Source organism: Aquibium pacificum, assembly GCF_040839445.1.
In the GTDB taxonomy this organism is placed as follows: domain Bacteria; phylum Pseudomonadota; class Alphaproteobacteria; order Rhizobiales; family Rhizobiaceae; genus Aquibium; species Aquibium pacificus.
On sequence record NZ_JBDPGJ010000007.1, the window covers coordinates 1 to 16,153 of the forward strand.

15 protein-coding genes and 1 pseudogene are annotated in these 16,153 nt (G+C 55.6%); 7 read left to right on the forward strand and 9 right to left on the reverse strand.

Going from position 1 to position 16,153, the window contains the following annotated elements:
- Positions 1-936 precede the first annotated feature (936 nt).
- From ABGN05_RS25040 to ABGN05_RS25065, 6 genes are all read right to left on the reverse strand, one after another.
- The gene (locus ABGN05_RS25040; RefSeq protein WP_367956752.1) at positions 937-1,575 is read right to left on the reverse strand and encodes a hypothetical protein; all 639 of its coding nucleotides are present in this window, start codon (positions 1,573-1,575) and stop codon (positions 937-939) included.
- 44 nt (positions 1,576-1,619) lie between these two features.
- Positions 1,620-4,787 (reverse strand): phage tail tape measure protein, encoded by a 3,168-nt coding sequence (locus ABGN05_RS25045; RefSeq protein WP_367956753.1) that lies wholly within the window; start codon positions 4,785-4,787, stop codon positions 1,620-1,622.
- Positions 4,788-4,808: 21 nt separating this feature from the next.
- A complete protein-coding gene (locus ABGN05_RS25050; protein ID WP_367956754.1) occupies positions 4,809-4,994 on the reverse strand; it encodes a hypothetical protein in 186 nt (61 codons plus the stop codon).
- 94 nt (positions 4,995-5,088) lie between these two features.
- Entirely contained in the window at positions 5,089-5,367 is a 279-nt protein-coding gene (locus tag ABGN05_RS25055; RefSeq protein WP_367956755.1) for a hypothetical protein, read from the reverse strand.
- Positions 5,364-5,606 (reverse strand): hypothetical protein, encoded by a 243-nt coding sequence (locus ABGN05_RS25060; RefSeq protein WP_367956756.1) that lies wholly within the window; start codon positions 5,604-5,606, stop codon positions 5,364-5,366. Before ABGN05_RS25060 ends, ABGN05_RS25055 begins: the two co-directional genes overlap by 4 nt.
- Positions 5,607-5,611: 5 nt before the next feature.
- Entirely contained in the window at positions 5,612-5,803 is a 192-nt protein-coding gene (locus ABGN05_RS25065) for a hypothetical protein (RefSeq protein ID WP_367956757.1), read from the reverse strand.
- Between the two features lie 469 nt (positions 5,804-6,272).
- Here ABGN05_RS25065 and ABGN05_RS25070 point away from each other — a divergent pair, with 469 nt between their 5' ends.
- From ABGN05_RS25070 to ABGN05_RS25100, 7 genes are all read left to right on the forward strand, one after another.
- Entirely contained in the window at positions 6,273-6,803 is a 531-nt protein-coding gene (locus ABGN05_RS25070; RefSeq protein ID WP_367956758.1) for a hypothetical protein, read from the forward strand.
- A gap of 172 nt (positions 6,804-6,975) precedes the next feature.
- Complete coding sequence (locus ABGN05_RS25075; RefSeq protein ID WP_367956759.1) at positions 6,976-9,720, forward strand: hypothetical protein; 2,745 nt, start codon at positions 6,976-6,978, stop codon at positions 9,718-9,720.
- A 1,307-nt stretch (positions 9,721-11,027) separates the two neighbouring features.
- Positions 11,028-11,591, forward strand: a complete 564-nt coding sequence (locus ABGN05_RS25080) for a hypothetical protein (RefSeq protein ID WP_367956760.1) — start codon at positions 11,028-11,030, stop codon at positions 11,589-11,591.
- 106 nt (positions 11,592-11,697) lie between these two features.
- Complete coding sequence (locus ABGN05_RS25085) at positions 11,698-12,378, forward strand: hypothetical protein (RefSeq protein WP_367956761.1); 681 nt, start codon at positions 11,698-11,700, stop codon at positions 12,376-12,378.
- The gene (locus ABGN05_RS25090; RefSeq protein WP_367956762.1) at positions 12,375-12,608 is read left to right on the forward strand and encodes a hypothetical protein; all 234 of its coding nucleotides are present in this window, start codon (positions 12,375-12,377) and stop codon (positions 12,606-12,608) included. Before ABGN05_RS25085 ends, ABGN05_RS25090 begins: the two co-directional genes overlap by 4 nt.
- 723 nt (positions 12,609-13,331) lie before the next feature.
- Complete coding sequence (locus ABGN05_RS25095) at positions 13,332-13,787, forward strand: hypothetical protein (protein WP_367956763.1); 456 nt, start codon at positions 13,332-13,334, stop codon at positions 13,785-13,787.
- A 234-nt stretch (positions 13,788-14,021) separates the two neighbouring features.
- Positions 14,022-14,741, forward strand: coding sequence for a hypothetical protein (locus ABGN05_RS25100; RefSeq protein ID WP_367956764.1), 720 nt, complete (start codon positions 14,022-14,024; stop codon positions 14,739-14,741).
- A 4-nt stretch (positions 14,742-14,745) separates the two neighbouring features.
- On the opposite strand, the gene ABGN05_RS25105 is transcribed toward ABGN05_RS25100, so the two are convergent.
- The 3 genes and pseudogenes from ABGN05_RS25105 to ABGN05_RS25115 all read right to left on the reverse strand — a co-directional run.
- The gene (locus ABGN05_RS25105; RefSeq protein WP_367956765.1) at positions 14,746-15,003 is read right to left on the reverse strand and encodes a hypothetical protein; all 258 of its coding nucleotides are present in this window, start codon (positions 15,001-15,003) and stop codon (positions 14,746-14,748) included.
- A gap of 20 nt (positions 15,004-15,023) precedes the next feature.
- Positions 15,024-15,518, reverse strand: a complete 495-nt coding sequence (locus tag ABGN05_RS25110) for a hypothetical protein (protein ID WP_367956766.1) — start codon at positions 15,516-15,518, stop codon at positions 15,024-15,026.
- Between the two features lie 163 nt (positions 15,519-15,681).
- Positions 15,682-16,125 (reverse strand): annotated as a pseudogene (locus ABGN05_RS25115) (aminopeptidase); the annotation flags it as partial.
- Positions 16,126-16,153: the final 28 nt, after the last annotated feature.

A 16,153-nucleotide genomic window follows, 5' to 3' on the forward strand; every position in this document is an offset into this window, starting at 1 on the left:
AGACGCTCCAGATGCTCGGAGAGACCAAAGAGAGACCGCTGTTCCATTGCCCTGCCTCCAAATCACGACAGGGCAAGTGAATCACGAAATCCGAGACCGCGCGAGGTTCTTGCGGGTGTCCAGCTTGCGAATTCGGCAATCTCCATCGTCCTTAGCCACCTCCTGCGCCACGTCATGGAGTACAAGGTCTCTTGGGGACTGACACGAGCTCCGTATCTATCGCGCGCGCACTGCCTTCAAGGCAGCTCAGCTGGCTCCGGGGAAATACCACAACCCGATTCCAATCTGACGAAGACTTATGCTTTCGTTCAATCTTTGGCATTGCCAAATTCTTCGTTCTTGATTCGAAACTCCCGACAGTATTATTTTTTGCGCAATCCTCTACGAATATGAGAACTGGATCGACGTTCAAACCCCTGTAGAATTCCGTTTCCTTTACAAGGCAGTCGAACCGTTCCTTAGGCATAACCCAAGCCTCAGAAGCATCGCATGGTTTTGCGAGCGGTAGTGCTGAGCAAACAGCTACAAACGCGATCACCCTCTGCAAACTTACACCGTCCAGTCGCCTGGCCTCCGCTAATGAACGAAAGGTACCATATCACGTTCTTACGGGAAACCGCCGTATGCGCAGCGCTAGCGCACTTGGGTGTCTTTTCCACTTCCTACGGCTGTTGAGGGTTTGCGGTCGGCCAAAAGGAGGGACTTGGAGAACTATACGTCAGCGATCATGGATGTCATCCTCGTCGTTCGAGCCCGGGTGGGGCCACGACGAAAAGAGCGATGGTCATTTGAGTTTCATACCGTTGATTGATGCTTGGAACTTCGCGTCATCTTTGTAGGCTTCGATGAGATGTCCAAGGCGATACAGTAACTTACGCAACGGTAACGAACTCAAATCTCCGCCAGTGTGATAGGCCATACGATTGGCCGTCTTGATCAACTTGCGGGACTGACTTCCAAAAAACGCGGGGCGATCCTCGTCATGATGAAAAGGCCGTCCGTCATGGTGATCTGATCGAGCGCCCAGGACGGGAGCCGCAAGAGGTTGACGTCACCGCTGGCCGGCTTGGCGATGTTCATGATGGCGATTGCTTGATCGATCTTGTTGTCCGCGATCACGGCGTCTTCCAGATCGGCGAGAGTTTCGGCGATGAATTCGAGGTCGGTGATGTTCTTTCCGTCGCCTGTGCTGAGCGGCGTTCCAAGGGTCATCATGACCGCCTTGCTGATCCCGTCACCATCAATCGAAATCTTCGGCGTGCCTCCGGTTGTCTCTTCGGAAACATCATTGAGCGCCTGCTTGAGACGCAACGCAGCCTTGATTGGCAATCGAGGGATCGTATCGTCGGTGAGTCGCGCAGTCGAGCCGTCGGCCATTTCGACCGCGACCTGTCGCTTGAGGCGTTCGCGAAAGAGGTTCTTCTGGACATCGTTGTCGGTTGCCGCCGCCTTGGCAGCTATCGTTCCCATTTTGGCGAATTGGATGAACCCAACGCCGGTCACGTGAAACTCCTTCGCTTCAACCTCGCCGATTTTGAATTGTTCCTTAGGTTCGAACTTGACGGTGATAGTCATTGGGGGGTGCTCCCTTGTTGAAAGTTAAGTCGAACTCACGCGTACTAATCGGCCACGTTCACAGCGCCCGTATTGGTTGGTTGCTGTTGAACTTTGATATTGACTGCTGCTTGATTGATGATCGCAGCCGCGGCTTGCCCGATCGCCGTCCCGATGCCTGGGGCGAATGACGCGATGGCGGCGCCTATGACTGGTCCCATTATGGACGCTGTCGCATCGAGCGAGGCCGCCGCTTGCACGCCCCCCGTGGCAATCGAATTCGTGATATCGTCGGCGGACACTTTCAATTGGGCATCCCATGCCGCGATCTGTGCCTCGACAGACATCTTCTGCGTTTCGAGGGCCTGAACCTGAGCGTCCGACGATCCGGGAATCTTCTCAGCTTCTTTGGCCGCGCGAATCTTTTCGTTGATCGCTGCGAGTTCGGCTTTCAGTGCCACCATGCCTGCATCGAAGTCAGTCGGCGTTATCGGTTCGGATTCGACCTGCTTCGCAAACAGATCCTCGAAACCCTGCCATACCCCTTCTAACGTGGGTTCGGCTCCACCATGAAGAAGATCAACGAACCTTTCAGGTAGCATAGATTCGAGGTTTTCGTTTGCGGCCGCTGTTCGTTGTTTCGTCGCTTCTAGTTCGGCAAGCATCTGCTCGGTTGTTTTGCTGAAGTCAGAAACTATTGCCTCGCCCACCGAGAGGATATTGGACAGAGCGATGAACTGCCCGCCGACGCCAAGCGCGGAATCAGTACGAAAGTCCTTTGCACTCAATTGACGCGGTCCACGCGTTTGAGCCGGGCCGGGCAGACGTTTTGGCTTGCCCGTGTCGTCAGTGATCGTATCCAGAATGTCGTCGGCCGCTGAATCTAAGGCGTCGTCAAGGCCAGTGCGCCCCTTACCCTTCTTGCCTCTGAAACCCTGTGCCACAGCAGCGAGTGACAACATCCGGGCTGCGCCTGTCAGAGCGACGGCTGAACCATCGAGCGCCGCGGCCGATACGTTCAGTGGGTTGAGAGCGTTGAAAACCCCCTTAAGCAGGAGTGCGCCGATTCCGACCAAGGCCGCATCCTTACCGAGGCCAAGCGCGGCATCCGCCGCACCTTCCGGCAAAGGGTCCCCTCGGATCAGGGCATCAATCGACTGCGCGACCGTGGCAATGTTGTTCAGGGACTCAATGAACGGACCTTCCAGCTTGGAGGATATCGTTCCGAACAGATCGGAGATGCGCTTGCCTGCTTCATCGAGCGCGACGAGTGAGGACGTGGCGTTGCGCGCGGCGACCTTCAACGGGTCGAACGGGTCTGCTGCCGCGAACTGTTCGAAGAACGCCGTGAGAGGGGCGAAACCTTCGATCAATTCGAGCGCCATGTCTCGTGAGTTTTCGCGACCAATGAACGGCTGCAATCTGCTCGCCAATTCGGCCGGGTCCATTTCCGAAACGGGTTTGCCTGCTGCCTTTTCGAGGGCCGGCACGAGATGCGTCGCGATCCATTTTGGTGGGTTTCTTCGAAGAAGATCCTCGTCAACAGTTTTGCCATTCTTTCGCAAACCGATATCGGTCAAAGCCTTGTTTGCTTCTTTCGATTGATTGCCCGACAGGTTGGTAATCAGCGAGTTCATCGAGTTCGCGGCGCGCATGCCCTTATCGGCGACGATGGAGAACATGGCCGCAAGACCTTCGGCATCCATCGTTCGACCGGCTGTCTTCGAGAACGCTAGAGCAGTGCCGATCTTTTCCGGATCGAACTTCTCGCCCATCGCCACGACGGCCATTTCGAGCGCCCGGAAAATCTTCTGTGTGTCGGCCGTGAACTCGTTAGTTTGAGGATCGACCAATTCGCCGGCTGCGGCTTGTATCGCTCGACCAATCGATCCCGCTTGATCCGTTCCGAACTCGCCGGTTGATCGCAGACCGACAAGAAGATCATCGATGCGGTCCACCAGTTTGATTGCACTGGTTACGCGTTGCTCGTCGGTGCCCTGAATCTGCGGAATGATGTCGGCAACTGCCTGATCACGCGCGGCTCGAGTCATGAAGCGACCGGTCATGTCACGGCCTTCCAGCCGCTCCTTCATCAAAGTCTGCTGTTCGACAGTGAGAAGCTGAACTTTCAAGTCCGAGATGTCGGTTGCGGCCGCGGCTTCCTTGAATCCTTGGAAGGTTGCATTCGTGACGTTGAAGATCGCACTGCCGACAATGATGCTCTTCGCTAGATCCCACGTGTTGCTGCCCATGACAGGCGCGAACCCGCCCTCAGAACGAGCACCTGGTCGCCTGGCGCCTGCACCATCGGTTCCTCCCCCTGTGGCAATGCGTGCCCCTGCACCCGACAACGCGGAGCGGATCGTCTCGGCATCTCTTCGCATCTTGCGCAACTCGGCCGCCATGCGATTGAGACCGCTGGTATCGACGTCTCGCCCAAGGCTGTTCAGCAGGGCATCGGTCTCGCGGATCTCTTGTTGCAGACGCTCCATTCGTGTTTGAGCGCCACCTGTTCCAACCGATGGCACTGAAGTCTTGACGGCAGTCAGCTTGTTGAGCCGCTTCAATGCGCGTTCGGTGGCCCGTACTTCTGCGAGGAATGCCTTGATGCCCGTGGTGTCGAACTTGATGTTGACTGGGTTGGATTCCAGGCGGGTCATCGTCGCGAAGAAGCCATTCAGATTGCCGTGCGCGGTGCTCTCGCCGAGCAACGTGACACGCACCTGAGCCTCCCGCCCGTTAAGGCGCCGGAGCAGGGAATCGACCCGACGCAGATCAGCGACGGCCGATGCGATCCCCGTGACATCCACGAGCGCGGATGACTTCTTGCCCGCCATACGCGTCAACATGCGTTCGAGCGCGCTCACTTCGGTCCGTGCCGCGTTTACCCCTGCAATATCGACGCTGGCTGTTGAGCGGCGTCCTGAAAGGCGTGCCAATTCATTTTCGAGATTGCGAACCTCAGTGCTGGCTGACTGGATGCCTCGAATGTCAACGAGCGGGCGAGCACGGATGCGAGAGAGGCGCGTGAATTCGCGTTCCAGATCACGAACCGCGCTCTTTGTCTTCTTGATCTCACGGTCATCGAGACCGAGCTTGCCGAGCAGGTTGCCGCCGCGTTGCAGCTTCTTCGCCGTCGCAAACAGCTTTTCGAGTTCGCGATTGACTTTGCGGACATCTTTCGACGCGCGATCTTTAAGGAGTAACGTCGCGCTTTCTACGAATCCCACCACGTGCGTAATCCTTACGAGTTATCAGGCTTTGTTGTGCACCTGCGCCATGCGGGCGGCGTGCCGTGCTTCGAGCTGCACTCGCATCGGGTGATCGGCAGGAAGCGGCGGCGGGATCGGGCTCGGGTCGACCTGCGGCTCCACGACCTTCTTCCTCGAATTCGCCTTGGGCTTCGAACCTCGCGTGCGGGTGTTCCAATCGCTGCTCATTGGGTGTTCTCCGTCGCGTATTCTTTCGGTTGAACTAGCGGAAGCGGTTGCGGTGCGTTCGAACATTGGGGCGGCTTGGTTGAGAGCGTCATGATCACGGGCTCCAATGGCCTGAGCCCATTCGGTTCATGGCGACATCGAGTTGCTGCTTGCCTGCCCGGCGGTCGTCCTTGTCGAAGTGCAGGGCCACGCCGCCTGTCGATTCCAGCTCATACGTCGCGACGATCACGAACTTGGTTGCGTTCTCGAACAGGACGGCCGCATGCGTTTGATTGCTCGCGACGACATGCCCAAAGAACCCGGTCGCCTTCTGCCGAGTCTCGTGACCGACAGGAAAGCTTTCCAGATCTGAGCCGTCGTCGCGTGGCTTCATCTCTGCATGGCCGCCAGCTTGAGGTTCTTGATGGCCAGCGCGAGGTTCAGGTGCTTCGCGGCAATGGGCTTCGAAAGCGCACCGGGTTTGTTCGGGGCGGTGCGCGTCACAGGGGCGGCCTTGGCCATGTACACCTTGCCGTCGCCGTTCTCGCGTTGGAGATACGTACCTGCGGTACACGGGCCGCTCGTGAGCCGTTGGCCGAGGGTGATGGTGGGTCTGTTTCCCTTGGTGAACATGTGCGTCAGTGCCTCATGGCGGAATGCATCGTGAGCGGGATGCGCGGGACAAGCGGCATCTCCAACTCGCGAAGAGCTTCCAGCTGTTCAGGGTTAAGGATCGGGATGAGCGAACCCGTCAGCGTCATGTAGATCGGCTTGGACGGGTCGAGATGGCGATGCTTACGCGTGGTCGCCGTGGCGGGTTTCTTGTGCATGGGATGACCCCATGTTGTCGGCAACTCCGTTGCCTAGTTCACGACCCGAACCGGTCGGGCTAATTGACGCCGCATCGATCACAAGAGTCACGAAGTGACTAAACCCGCCAAGGTTAGTCGATGCGGCGATCACCGTTCGCGTCCTCCGGGGACAGCTTGGGCGATCTGAATGGGTGCTAGCATTGCTGATATCGTCGCTTGTGATTCGGCGGGTTCGAACGATGTCAATATGCCTAACATAGAAATCGTAGAATATCAAGCACTTTTTTGACTTTTATTATCACCATTTTAGTATAGTCGAGATTAATAGTTGCACCACTCTAACGACGAGTGTCAAAAAGGATTGACAAGGTGTACGCCTATAGTTGCCGCGGGAAATATAATGCTTGAATGCATATTGAGAATGTGCAATTTGTTGTTTGGTGATTGATGTGCGTCACGTACGCACGGGAAACAGGATTTGAAAAACATGACGGAGATTGTCGCAGTTGGTACCTATGATGATTTGAACCAGGCGGTTCGGGAATTACTTCCCGATTCCCGCGTCGACTGTGTCGCTGCTGGTTTGATCCCCGAATTCAGCGAGGGTGTTCTCAGCGGAGTCAGGACTCAGCGTTTGAAACCCAAATTCCAAACGATGGAAGACCTGCTCGCGATCCTTGATCCTGAACTGTGCTTTGCGCTCGTTCGCGTATCGAAGGAAGAAGCCGACGAGATCAGGCGGCGCCGGGCCGAGCAGCGGGCAATCGACAGTCGGGGCACGCGCAAGGGTACGGGCGCGCCGAGTGGGGCGGTCCTCGTCAAAGAGCCACAGGAAACGACGGTCACGCGTTCGGGCTCGCGCGTGTCGCACATGATGACGGACGGCGCGATTGCAGCGGCTTCGCGTGTCAAGGAATGGCGGCCACTGCCCGACAAAGAGGGGTTTGAATACGGCGTTGATGCAGCCGGAAAGTTCGTGGACGGGGCGGTGCGCCGGGTTGCAGGCGTCGCAGCATGAGCCCCTTTGAAAAGAGCGAACCTCCCTCAAGCGGGGCGATGCGTGAGGGAGGCTCTTTGCGAGGTACACACTAACGCGAGGGGATCAACATCGCGCTATTCCGATGCGTGCATGATCAATATAAACGCCCTCGCGCGACACGTCAACAATAATATTCAGATGTGAGCGCCAAATGATGTCAAGTTCTGACGACCAAGAAAAGAATAACAATCAGTCATCTGTTGTCAGCGCGCCTCCGGGTCGCGAAACCCAATACGATAAAATACCTATCGAACTACAGGCGATTGACAATTGGGTCATCTACAAAACCGGTCCCGGTAAGGACGGCAAACTTTCGAAAACTCCGCTGTACTGGTACAATCCTGATCTCGGTGCGGTGAACGTTCTCGATCCCGTTTATCAAACATCGTTCGAGAACGTGCGCACAACCTGTGAGAATGATCCGCAAGGGCGCTACGGTGTCGGGTTTGTCCTGACTGAGCAGTCGGAGTTCGTGGTTGTCGATATCGACAAGAAGATCAGCGCTGTTGATCCCGACCGCGTCGATACGGCCGCAGAGCGACTTCTTGCACAGGTTCCAACCTATAACGAATTTTCGATTTCCGGAGGCGGGCGCCACATCGTTTACCGTGGAAAGTTGCCACACGGCATTGCATCGGCGAATGGTTTGATTCCGGGTGTAGAGATCTACGCATGGAACCGCTTTATCGCTTTCACGGGCAAGGTGACGCCCGGAGGTGATCGCCCGGTTGCTGACGGGTCCGAGATCATTGAGCGCCTGTTCGCTGCGCGCCCTGAGTACTTGGACGAGAAGGAACGGCTTGCACAAGGGGTCGCCAAAAGCGTGGAATCCACGCGTGACCTCGGCCGGTCGCTTGGATACCCTGACGAGCACATATTGCGCGTGATGCAGCTGAGGTGTGAGGCGTCTTATGACCTCATGAACGCCGACAACTGCGACGACTTCTCCGTGGCAATGCTCAAGATCATAGGTGACCTCGACAAGATCACTGGCGATCCAAATCAGATACACCGTATCGTCGCCCGCTCAAACGTCGTGGTGAAGGGGCCGCCAAACGCCGCAGGCGAGGACCGTCCGGATAAGCTGCACCGCCTGTTCGACAAATGGATGTACGATGCTCGTCACGGGAAGAACAAGAATACCAGGGCGATCCTTGCACATGTGACACCTGAGGCGATAGAGCACGGGAGGCAGCAGGCAGAGGTTTTGATGCAGGCTTTTGATAAAGATCGCCAAGAGAAGATCTCTCAAGAGCAGGCAAAAAGTGAGGAGGACACACGAGAAAGCTACGAGGTAATGCAAGCTATCGTGTCTCGCGACACGGGCTCTGTTCTTTCATTGGAGGCGAAGAGCGTGTTCGCCCTTTTTCCAGGCGACATGTGGCCAAATACCGAGCACGAAATTTATACGCCACCCGGTGTGATGGGGTCGATTATCCACGATTCCGTGCAGACAATGTCGTATCCGTTCCTTAAGTATGCGGTACCTTCGGCGTTCTCGTATATTTCCGGCGTGACTGGGCGCATGTATAAGCAGGCAACCGTTTCATACAAAGGTGAAACGATGCTAGGTGTAGGACTTGCCACCCAATGGTTGTTGGGCGGACCTTCGTCGTCAGGAAAAACAGAATCTATCGAAGGCACAGACGTTTCGTTTCGAACGGGGCACTTCGAGGAGATCACGATCCGAGACGAGAACGACCAACCAAAGAAGGTTGAGCATCAGCCTATTCGGTATCGCCCACGCTCCTACAACCAAAACTTCGCGTCAGCAGCGGAACTCAGTTACCAGATCAGCAGCATGGGCTGCGGCGTCATCTATCGGGACGAGTGCGCATCGATCCTAGAGCAGCTGGTAACCCCGAAGACCCAGGTCGATAAGGACCTAGAGGATGTGTACCTCAACATATACGACTGCTCCTACGCGACAAAGCTTGCTCCGGCGACGGGATCAATAGCAGCTCGAAAGGAAAAGCGACCGCGCGCGGTAAACGTCAACATCAGCACTTTCTTCTCGACTGTGACGAGCAAGATGCTCGCGATCCTTGGAGAACGTGGCGTCTCGTCTGGATTCATGTCGCGGCACATACCGGTTATCCATGATCGAGCAGCTGGAAAGACAAAGAACAAACACCGATACATGCGAACCACCGCAGAAATTAAACGCATGTATCGCCTCATGAATGAGGAACTAAAACTGCTTGACGAACTATGCATGCCAAGTGAGACGGCCGAAGGGCAGATTCTTCCGCCACGTCTCGATCCGAAGCGCGACCTGCGCCCGGTGTTCTTTTCTGCCGAGGCAGAGACATTCGCCGACAAGATCGAGGACATCATCGCGAAGATGTCGCAGGGGATAGACGATAAGATTTCCCATCTGCCCGAGCATTACAAGCTCCTCGCCCGCGCGGAGAAGAACGCAAGACGCATTGCTGGCACCTGCGCTGCCGTGGATCACTGGTACATACGTGCCAACATGCTCGAAGCGCAACGCAACGAAATCCCTCCTGCGATGGTCACTGTTTCGCAGATGAAGTGGGCATTCGCCTACATTTTGATGAACCAACTAATTTTCGCGTCCTATTACGACAGGGGCGAAATCGCAGTATCGGCCGCCAGCAACGTCGATGCCGCAGTGAACAAGATAAAGTCGTTGTTGAAAAAAACACCCCTTTACCGTGAACGTGGTGGCATCCCGAAGGGGGAACTGCACAAGGAATTGAAGCGCGTCCTACCGTTCAAAGATAGCATGAACCCATCGGCGATGGTTGAGATGACCATGCGGGAAATGATCGACCACGGATACCTTGCCCCAACGCTCGTAAAGATGGTCTTCGACAGCCAGCGACCGTCAGACGCGTATCGTCTCGCCAAACACAAGGTCTGGAAAGATTAAGGCGCGAAATCGCCGCTACTCTAAAACGGTACATTATCAGCTCGAAAACCGAATTTCTGTGCACTGTCTCAAACTGCGGTGCCTGAGACACAGGTCGTGCGTCGGGTCCGTTTGACGTATGTTTGAGGCTTGGTAGGGAGATGCATAGACGGGATGCGATTAGCGAAGGCTGGTTGTTGAGAACGGGACGCGATGCGATGCTGTCCTGTCCTGTCCTGGGGTATTCGGTGTCGAGACCAATTTGTCACAGTGCGGTGTTTATGCGGAGAGTGTGGGCGGGAGGTGCATTTCAGTGATGATTTTGGCCCTTGGTTGATCGGTTGCAAAACTGGTGGGTGTTCGGGGTATCTAGAGTCTATATCGTTGGAAAATGGGCGAATTATCCGCGTTGGCGACGATTATAGTGTGCATTTTTCGGGGGGATGTATACTATGATGCACGTCGTAATGCGCACCATAATGCATATTATATCGCCTCTAACGCTATGAAATAGTTAGACAAAAAATTACAGTGTACATCGATCATCGATATTCAACGCGAGCGCGATCATGAACAGAGTAGTCACGAGTCCTAATATATGGAAATGGCAAAGGGAATCGAAATTCCGATGCATACTGTGATTATTGTCCATAAATATCAATGATTTGCGTACGTTATAATATGCATTGTAGTATTCATTACGGTATTCATTATAGTGGGCATGGTATACATTCGCATTGAGTGTCCTTGGGTGATGTTAATGTAGGGCAGGATTGAGGTTCGATTAGCGAGCGTGAATGCCCTATGCGTGTGATAGGGCAGGAGAGGGGATATTTTTGGTACTCTTCAGTTAATGACTCAAGACTGATGTGTACACATGCATGCTCATAACCGCATCTGTATTAGGTCTTCGCGTCGATTTGACTCCTCGCCGAACCTCGCATGCTCAATATCTCGCTCGACGCGCTGCTGTGGCAACGAGATACTAAATACACCGCCGCATCTTTATTTATACCACCACAAAGAGTTCAGATAGACATTCAGTTATACGTGCCTTATATTCGCTGCATCGCACAAATCACATATCAAATGCGAGGCGAGTTGATCAAGTGAACCAACACACGCCCCCACCTCCCCCACCTCCCCCACCGCCATTGTCTCCTGAGATTGCAGCGCAGGTCGCCGCCAATAGCGCGCCTCCACCTCTGCCGAATGTGCCCCTACCCGGAAATGGGACGCCGATCATTCCGAAGAAGGGCAAGACGGGACCTCAAAAGGGGTCGGGAATGGCAGGACCGAAACCGGGATCGCCCGGAAGGGCAGCACCATTGCCACCCGGTATCGGTACGGACGACGTGGTAATCCCCAAACACGTCACCCCAGGTTTCGCTCGTAGGGACGGTTTGCCGACGGAATCAAAGCGGGTCGGCGAGGCAATCCAGAATGCTCTCGGCGCCGATATCAAGGAACTGCTCAAACGCGCGGAGCAACTAGGGTTCAAACGTCGGGAAGGCGCCATCACTGCTATCGAAGTTGCGCATCTGTTCATCCATGACGCGATGATCCGCATGGTCGCGATGATAGACGATCCGGACGCGACGAGTGCTCAGGTGAAGGCATGCGAGAATATTATCTCATGGGGTGCAGGCCGCCCCGAACAGTACATCACCAACGGTCTCAATCTCGGCGGGAAGACGATTGTCGAGGCGATGGACGAGGTAATTACGGCATACGCGGCCGGCCTGATCTCAATCGAGGCGTCGCAACACTGCGTCAGCCTGCTCAAACTGAAATCGGACGCAATCGATATCTCCATGATCATGGAACGCATGGAGGAAATGAGCGCCGAAATCCGTCGATTGAAGGGCGGGGACCGTACGATCGATCAGTGAACGTGCGGGAGGGCGTGACGACACGTGCAAACGCGTACGGGGGCGGGACGAGGCGGACAGCATGCGTTCGCGCGCGTTCGATTGACGTTCACAGGGACGTAACGACATGGCGAAGAACTTCCGACTGACCGCACTGAATAACAAGCTCGACAAACTCGAGAGCCAGCTACGTCAGACGTCCAAAACGAAGGTCATCCATTTCGCCCTGTGGCAGCACGACGGCGACCGGACGCTTACCCCGCACCCGACGCTGCACGACAATCCGGAGTCTGACCGCGCACCGAACTACCTAATCAACTTCATTGCGATCCCATCGGGCAAGTTCATACACCCGAACATCCCGCCGGCGCCTGTCGGTCCAAATGGTATGGCGATGCCCGTTCTTTGCGATGCCCCGGACCCCGATCCGATCTTCTCGCAGGTCGAGAGGTTGCGTGCCGAAGCGCTCAAGGAACTGGAAGAGGTCGATGCCGCTCAACCGACCGAACAACTCGATGCCAAACAGGTCGAGGGCGGCGACAAATACGCCGGCATGACGCCTGAAGAAATCGAGGTTCGCAAAAAGATCGACGCCATGACCGCGGGATTCATGGAGGAATTGCGCGCGAAGCAGGAGGCATATGTGCCGCCCCCGCTCGAACCTCTCGATGTCAGCATGATCGTTCCGCTCATGGCGCAGTCTCGTCAGCAACTCATCAACGAGAAGGTCAAGGGTTACATGGACGGCGGGATGGCGGCGCTCGAAGCACACCGGTTAGCGCGCTCCGAAGTCGGGAGCATGCGATGAGTGAAGATGCCCCTGCATCCGTCCGTCGATCCGCATGGGAACAGTTGAAAATCGATCAGCGCGAACGTCGTAAACGGATCTCGCGCGAGAACGAGCAACGCGCCGAAGAACGCGAAAGCGAGCAAGAATCCCTGCGACGGCGGACCCGTGTCTATGCCTCACCCACCGCCGACGACATCGAACCTAACGAGGAAACGCACGTCGGCATCCCGGTGACCTGGCGCCCCTGATAAGCGCGAAATCCACGTTTTCTCCTCGACCCTAACCACATGGAGCATTTCTTTCGCCTCGTTGACACTATATTTAGTGTTTGACGTTCGGCATGGTGTAATTGGGAGGTCATCTTCAACGGCAGGGATTCGCCCGGATGACCATCGCAGACATCGCTCACGCCCTCCTCGCAATCGGATACGCTCTTCTACTCGTCGCTGCATGGTGGGGGATGCATTGACCACTACATGTAGGGTCTCTTAATTCGACATAAGGGCAGGGCGCACTGAAGGTTACAGGTGGCGTTATGCGTCTGTTAACACTAGATTTAGTATGTGCGACTCACCGAAATACGGTGTAATTGGATCGGTCATCGAAATACGGAGTTTCTCGATGACCCTTCTCCAGATCGCCTACATCGTTGTCGCCTTCGGATACCTGCGCGCCGTCCTCGCGCTGTGGTATCCGGCGCATTGATCCGAGGTCTCTGGCAGTCCATTTTAGAAGCGTGCTTGTCGCCAACGGTGCAAGTTGACTCCACACCTTGTTAGCCTAGGGTTGTGCGCGTATGACGATACTGCGTAGGCGTTGATTGGTTGGAGTGATCGACTGCAAAACAACAGGGGTGGCCCATGTAGCCGCCCCCTTTTCTTTCCACGCCTTTCGTCGTCCTTTCCGGCTTGATCCTTGCAACCTAGACGCGCATATAAACCATGCAGGTTGCAAACATGAAAGGACACGACATGACCGACACGACCGAATTCCCGACCTACGCATCTCCTGCCATCGCCCTTCGCTCCGCACGCCGGCAGGGGCTGACCGAGGGTACGTACACCCTCGAAAAAGACGCCGTGATGGGCAGGCATTACATCGCGGCGTTCAGCGCGGTTCCGACGACCGATGCGAATTCCGAGAAGGCGACGGGTTCGAGCAAGGGCAAGGCCAAAGCCAAAGCCAAAGCCAAAGATGTCTCCTCGAAACGCCCTGCTGTGGCACAGGGTAAGGATTCAAAGGACGGTCCCGTCGCCCAGGTGCGCGCGTTCTATCTTGCCAATCCTGATATCGACCGCAAAGCATTCATCGCGGAACTCGTCGGAAAGCGCGGCTTGAACCCGAATATGGTCAGCACACGCTGGCAGTGGCTCCGCAGCGGGAAGGACCCGGCAACGCGCCCGCACGTGCAGCAGGGTAACGGCTGACACTTCGCTGCATCCGACTCCGAATTTGTGCCCCGTCAGCGATGGCGGGGTTTTGCTGGATGTCCATCTTCCACTTCATATTTTCAGAATGAGCGGGGCGTGGCGAAAAGGGCAACTGCAATAATGACCCGCTCTGGAAAACCGCTGCCCTAATGGAGTTGAAAAGTACGCGAAAGATTTTTAGAACAGCCCTTAGAGGGATCAGTACCTACAGTGCGTAGCGAGGATCAGGAGATGGATAAAGAGAAGAACGAAGCGGAGCAATCCGCCGGAAAAATAGTATTTAGTTGGCCATCCGCCCTAGATATCACCGCTTACTACGATTTGATAGAACGCCTGATAAGCGATATAGCCGGACTGATTTCACGGGAAAAGCGCGCACGATACAAACCTCTAAAGAAAATATACGATCTATTCGTGTTAATTCATACAGATTATGTACATCTTCTAGCAAATTTTCAAGACGCCGTACAGGAAGCCGAGTCGGCGCGTCGCGATAAAGGGATCGGACCTTCGTCAAATGGCGATGAAATTCTTGCCGCCGCTAAGGCTGAGTTCTTAGAACAGAGAAAAAAGAGACGAAACGATAGGGGGGAGGTTAAATCGTTCGCCAGCTCTCGTTTGGATAACGCGGTCGATACCTTCGAGAGAAACTTCTTGTACCAGCTCCACTGGTATTTTCAGTACGAAGCATCGATAACAAAAAGAGGTGAGAGGCCAAAAAGCAGAAGCTATGACTTATATAATGATTATTTAGGAAAGGACAAAGAACTTCTGCATAGATGGGACAGTTATTCGACATCGTTAAGTGTAGCGATTCGTAAAACAGAAAATCCGCGCAAGATCCTAGCATATGTAAATCGAGCTCAAAGATCTGCTGATTATCGAAGAGGGTTGGTGGATCTGGCTTTCCTGGAGCTGCAGCGCGAGTGGGGAATGCTACCTAGGAAATGAGCGGCTATCTCCGTAGATTTGACGTTGATTCGCGGCGAATGATTTCGCCATGTGTCAGCGGCGACACGATCAACCCGACGTTCTTCGATCCGCACGTGCTGCACCGGAGCTTCGGCGCGAGGTTGTGATGCAAGGTTCCATGTTCGGGGCCGAGCCTGTCGCGCAGTGCGATCAGATCGAGCGGACGGGTGCGCAGGCACGTATTTTCCTTACAACCCGCATGCAGCGTGTAACCCTCGTCAATTAACTCTTGAACCGTCATCGCTGGCAGTCCGTTTTGGCTCAATCCGGCTTCTGCGAGGTGCGATCCCACCCTAACGCCTCGGCGATCTTCCGTTGCTCGTTTTCAATGAACTCCGGCGAGAAGTGATCGGGTACAGGATGAAGCTCTTCGTGATAGCGCTCTGTCGCCTCCTGTAGCGCCTCGTAGTCGAAATCCTCGCTCGGGGTGTGGAATATCACGGGCGCGCCCTCTAGCGCGTCACGGTCGGTTTGTGGCGGCCCTGCGGCCTCCTGTGTCAACTCGTCGGGATCAACCCACGGAATCGTGCCGGGCTCGCAATCGGGGTATTTGAGATACACCGGCGAGATCGCTGCCAAATCTCTAATGTGCCGCGAAACCTCGCGAGGATCGTAGAAGATTTCCCGGCCGCTTTTTAGGTATGCGAGGGTCTTGTTGCGGCGATGGCTTGCAGGGACGTTTATCGACCATCCGGTGCGCCGTCGCACATAGTTGTCGCCCCGTTTCAGGTCAGAATCTTCGTCGTCGCTTTTCATACATCGATCATAACGCGACAGCGTCGGACCGCCAAGGTGGCGCTTTCATACATCCATGCTCAACGCAGCGTCATCACAGTGTATGAAAGGGCGTCGTAACGAAAAAAATACGCGACGAAAATTCTAATTAATTCATGTATTTACGAAAATGTTTCGTTTCGATGTCGAAACCTGCGATCTTTTCCAGCGCCGGCTGGTAGGCGATCGAGTTCGCCTTATTGGCGCGCGACACCTTTGCCGGGTCCTGGCCCGAGAGCAGCATCGGGTTGTCGCCCGCGATCGCCAGCCGCGCGGCATTGCCGGCAAAGGCTTTGCCCATGCCCTCGTAGAGCCAGCCGGCGGCGCGGTCGAAGCTGGCTTCGGAGCCGTGGCGGAAGCGCGCGAGCGTCACCTCCTCGTCGGAGAGGAAGGGCGTCACGAGCCCGGCGCCGGCCTTGTAGGCGTGCTCGGCGATGCGGCGCACCAGTGGCAGCGCGGCCACCGGCGCGGTCATGACGAGGTCCTGTCCCGGCTGGAGCTGCAGCCCGACCCTGACGGCCACCTCAGCCAGCCGGTCGAGCTTGATCGGATCGATCGAGGCGGAGATTGCGCGCGGGTGGGATGTCATGGTCCTGTCCTGTCCTGATGCGGTCGCT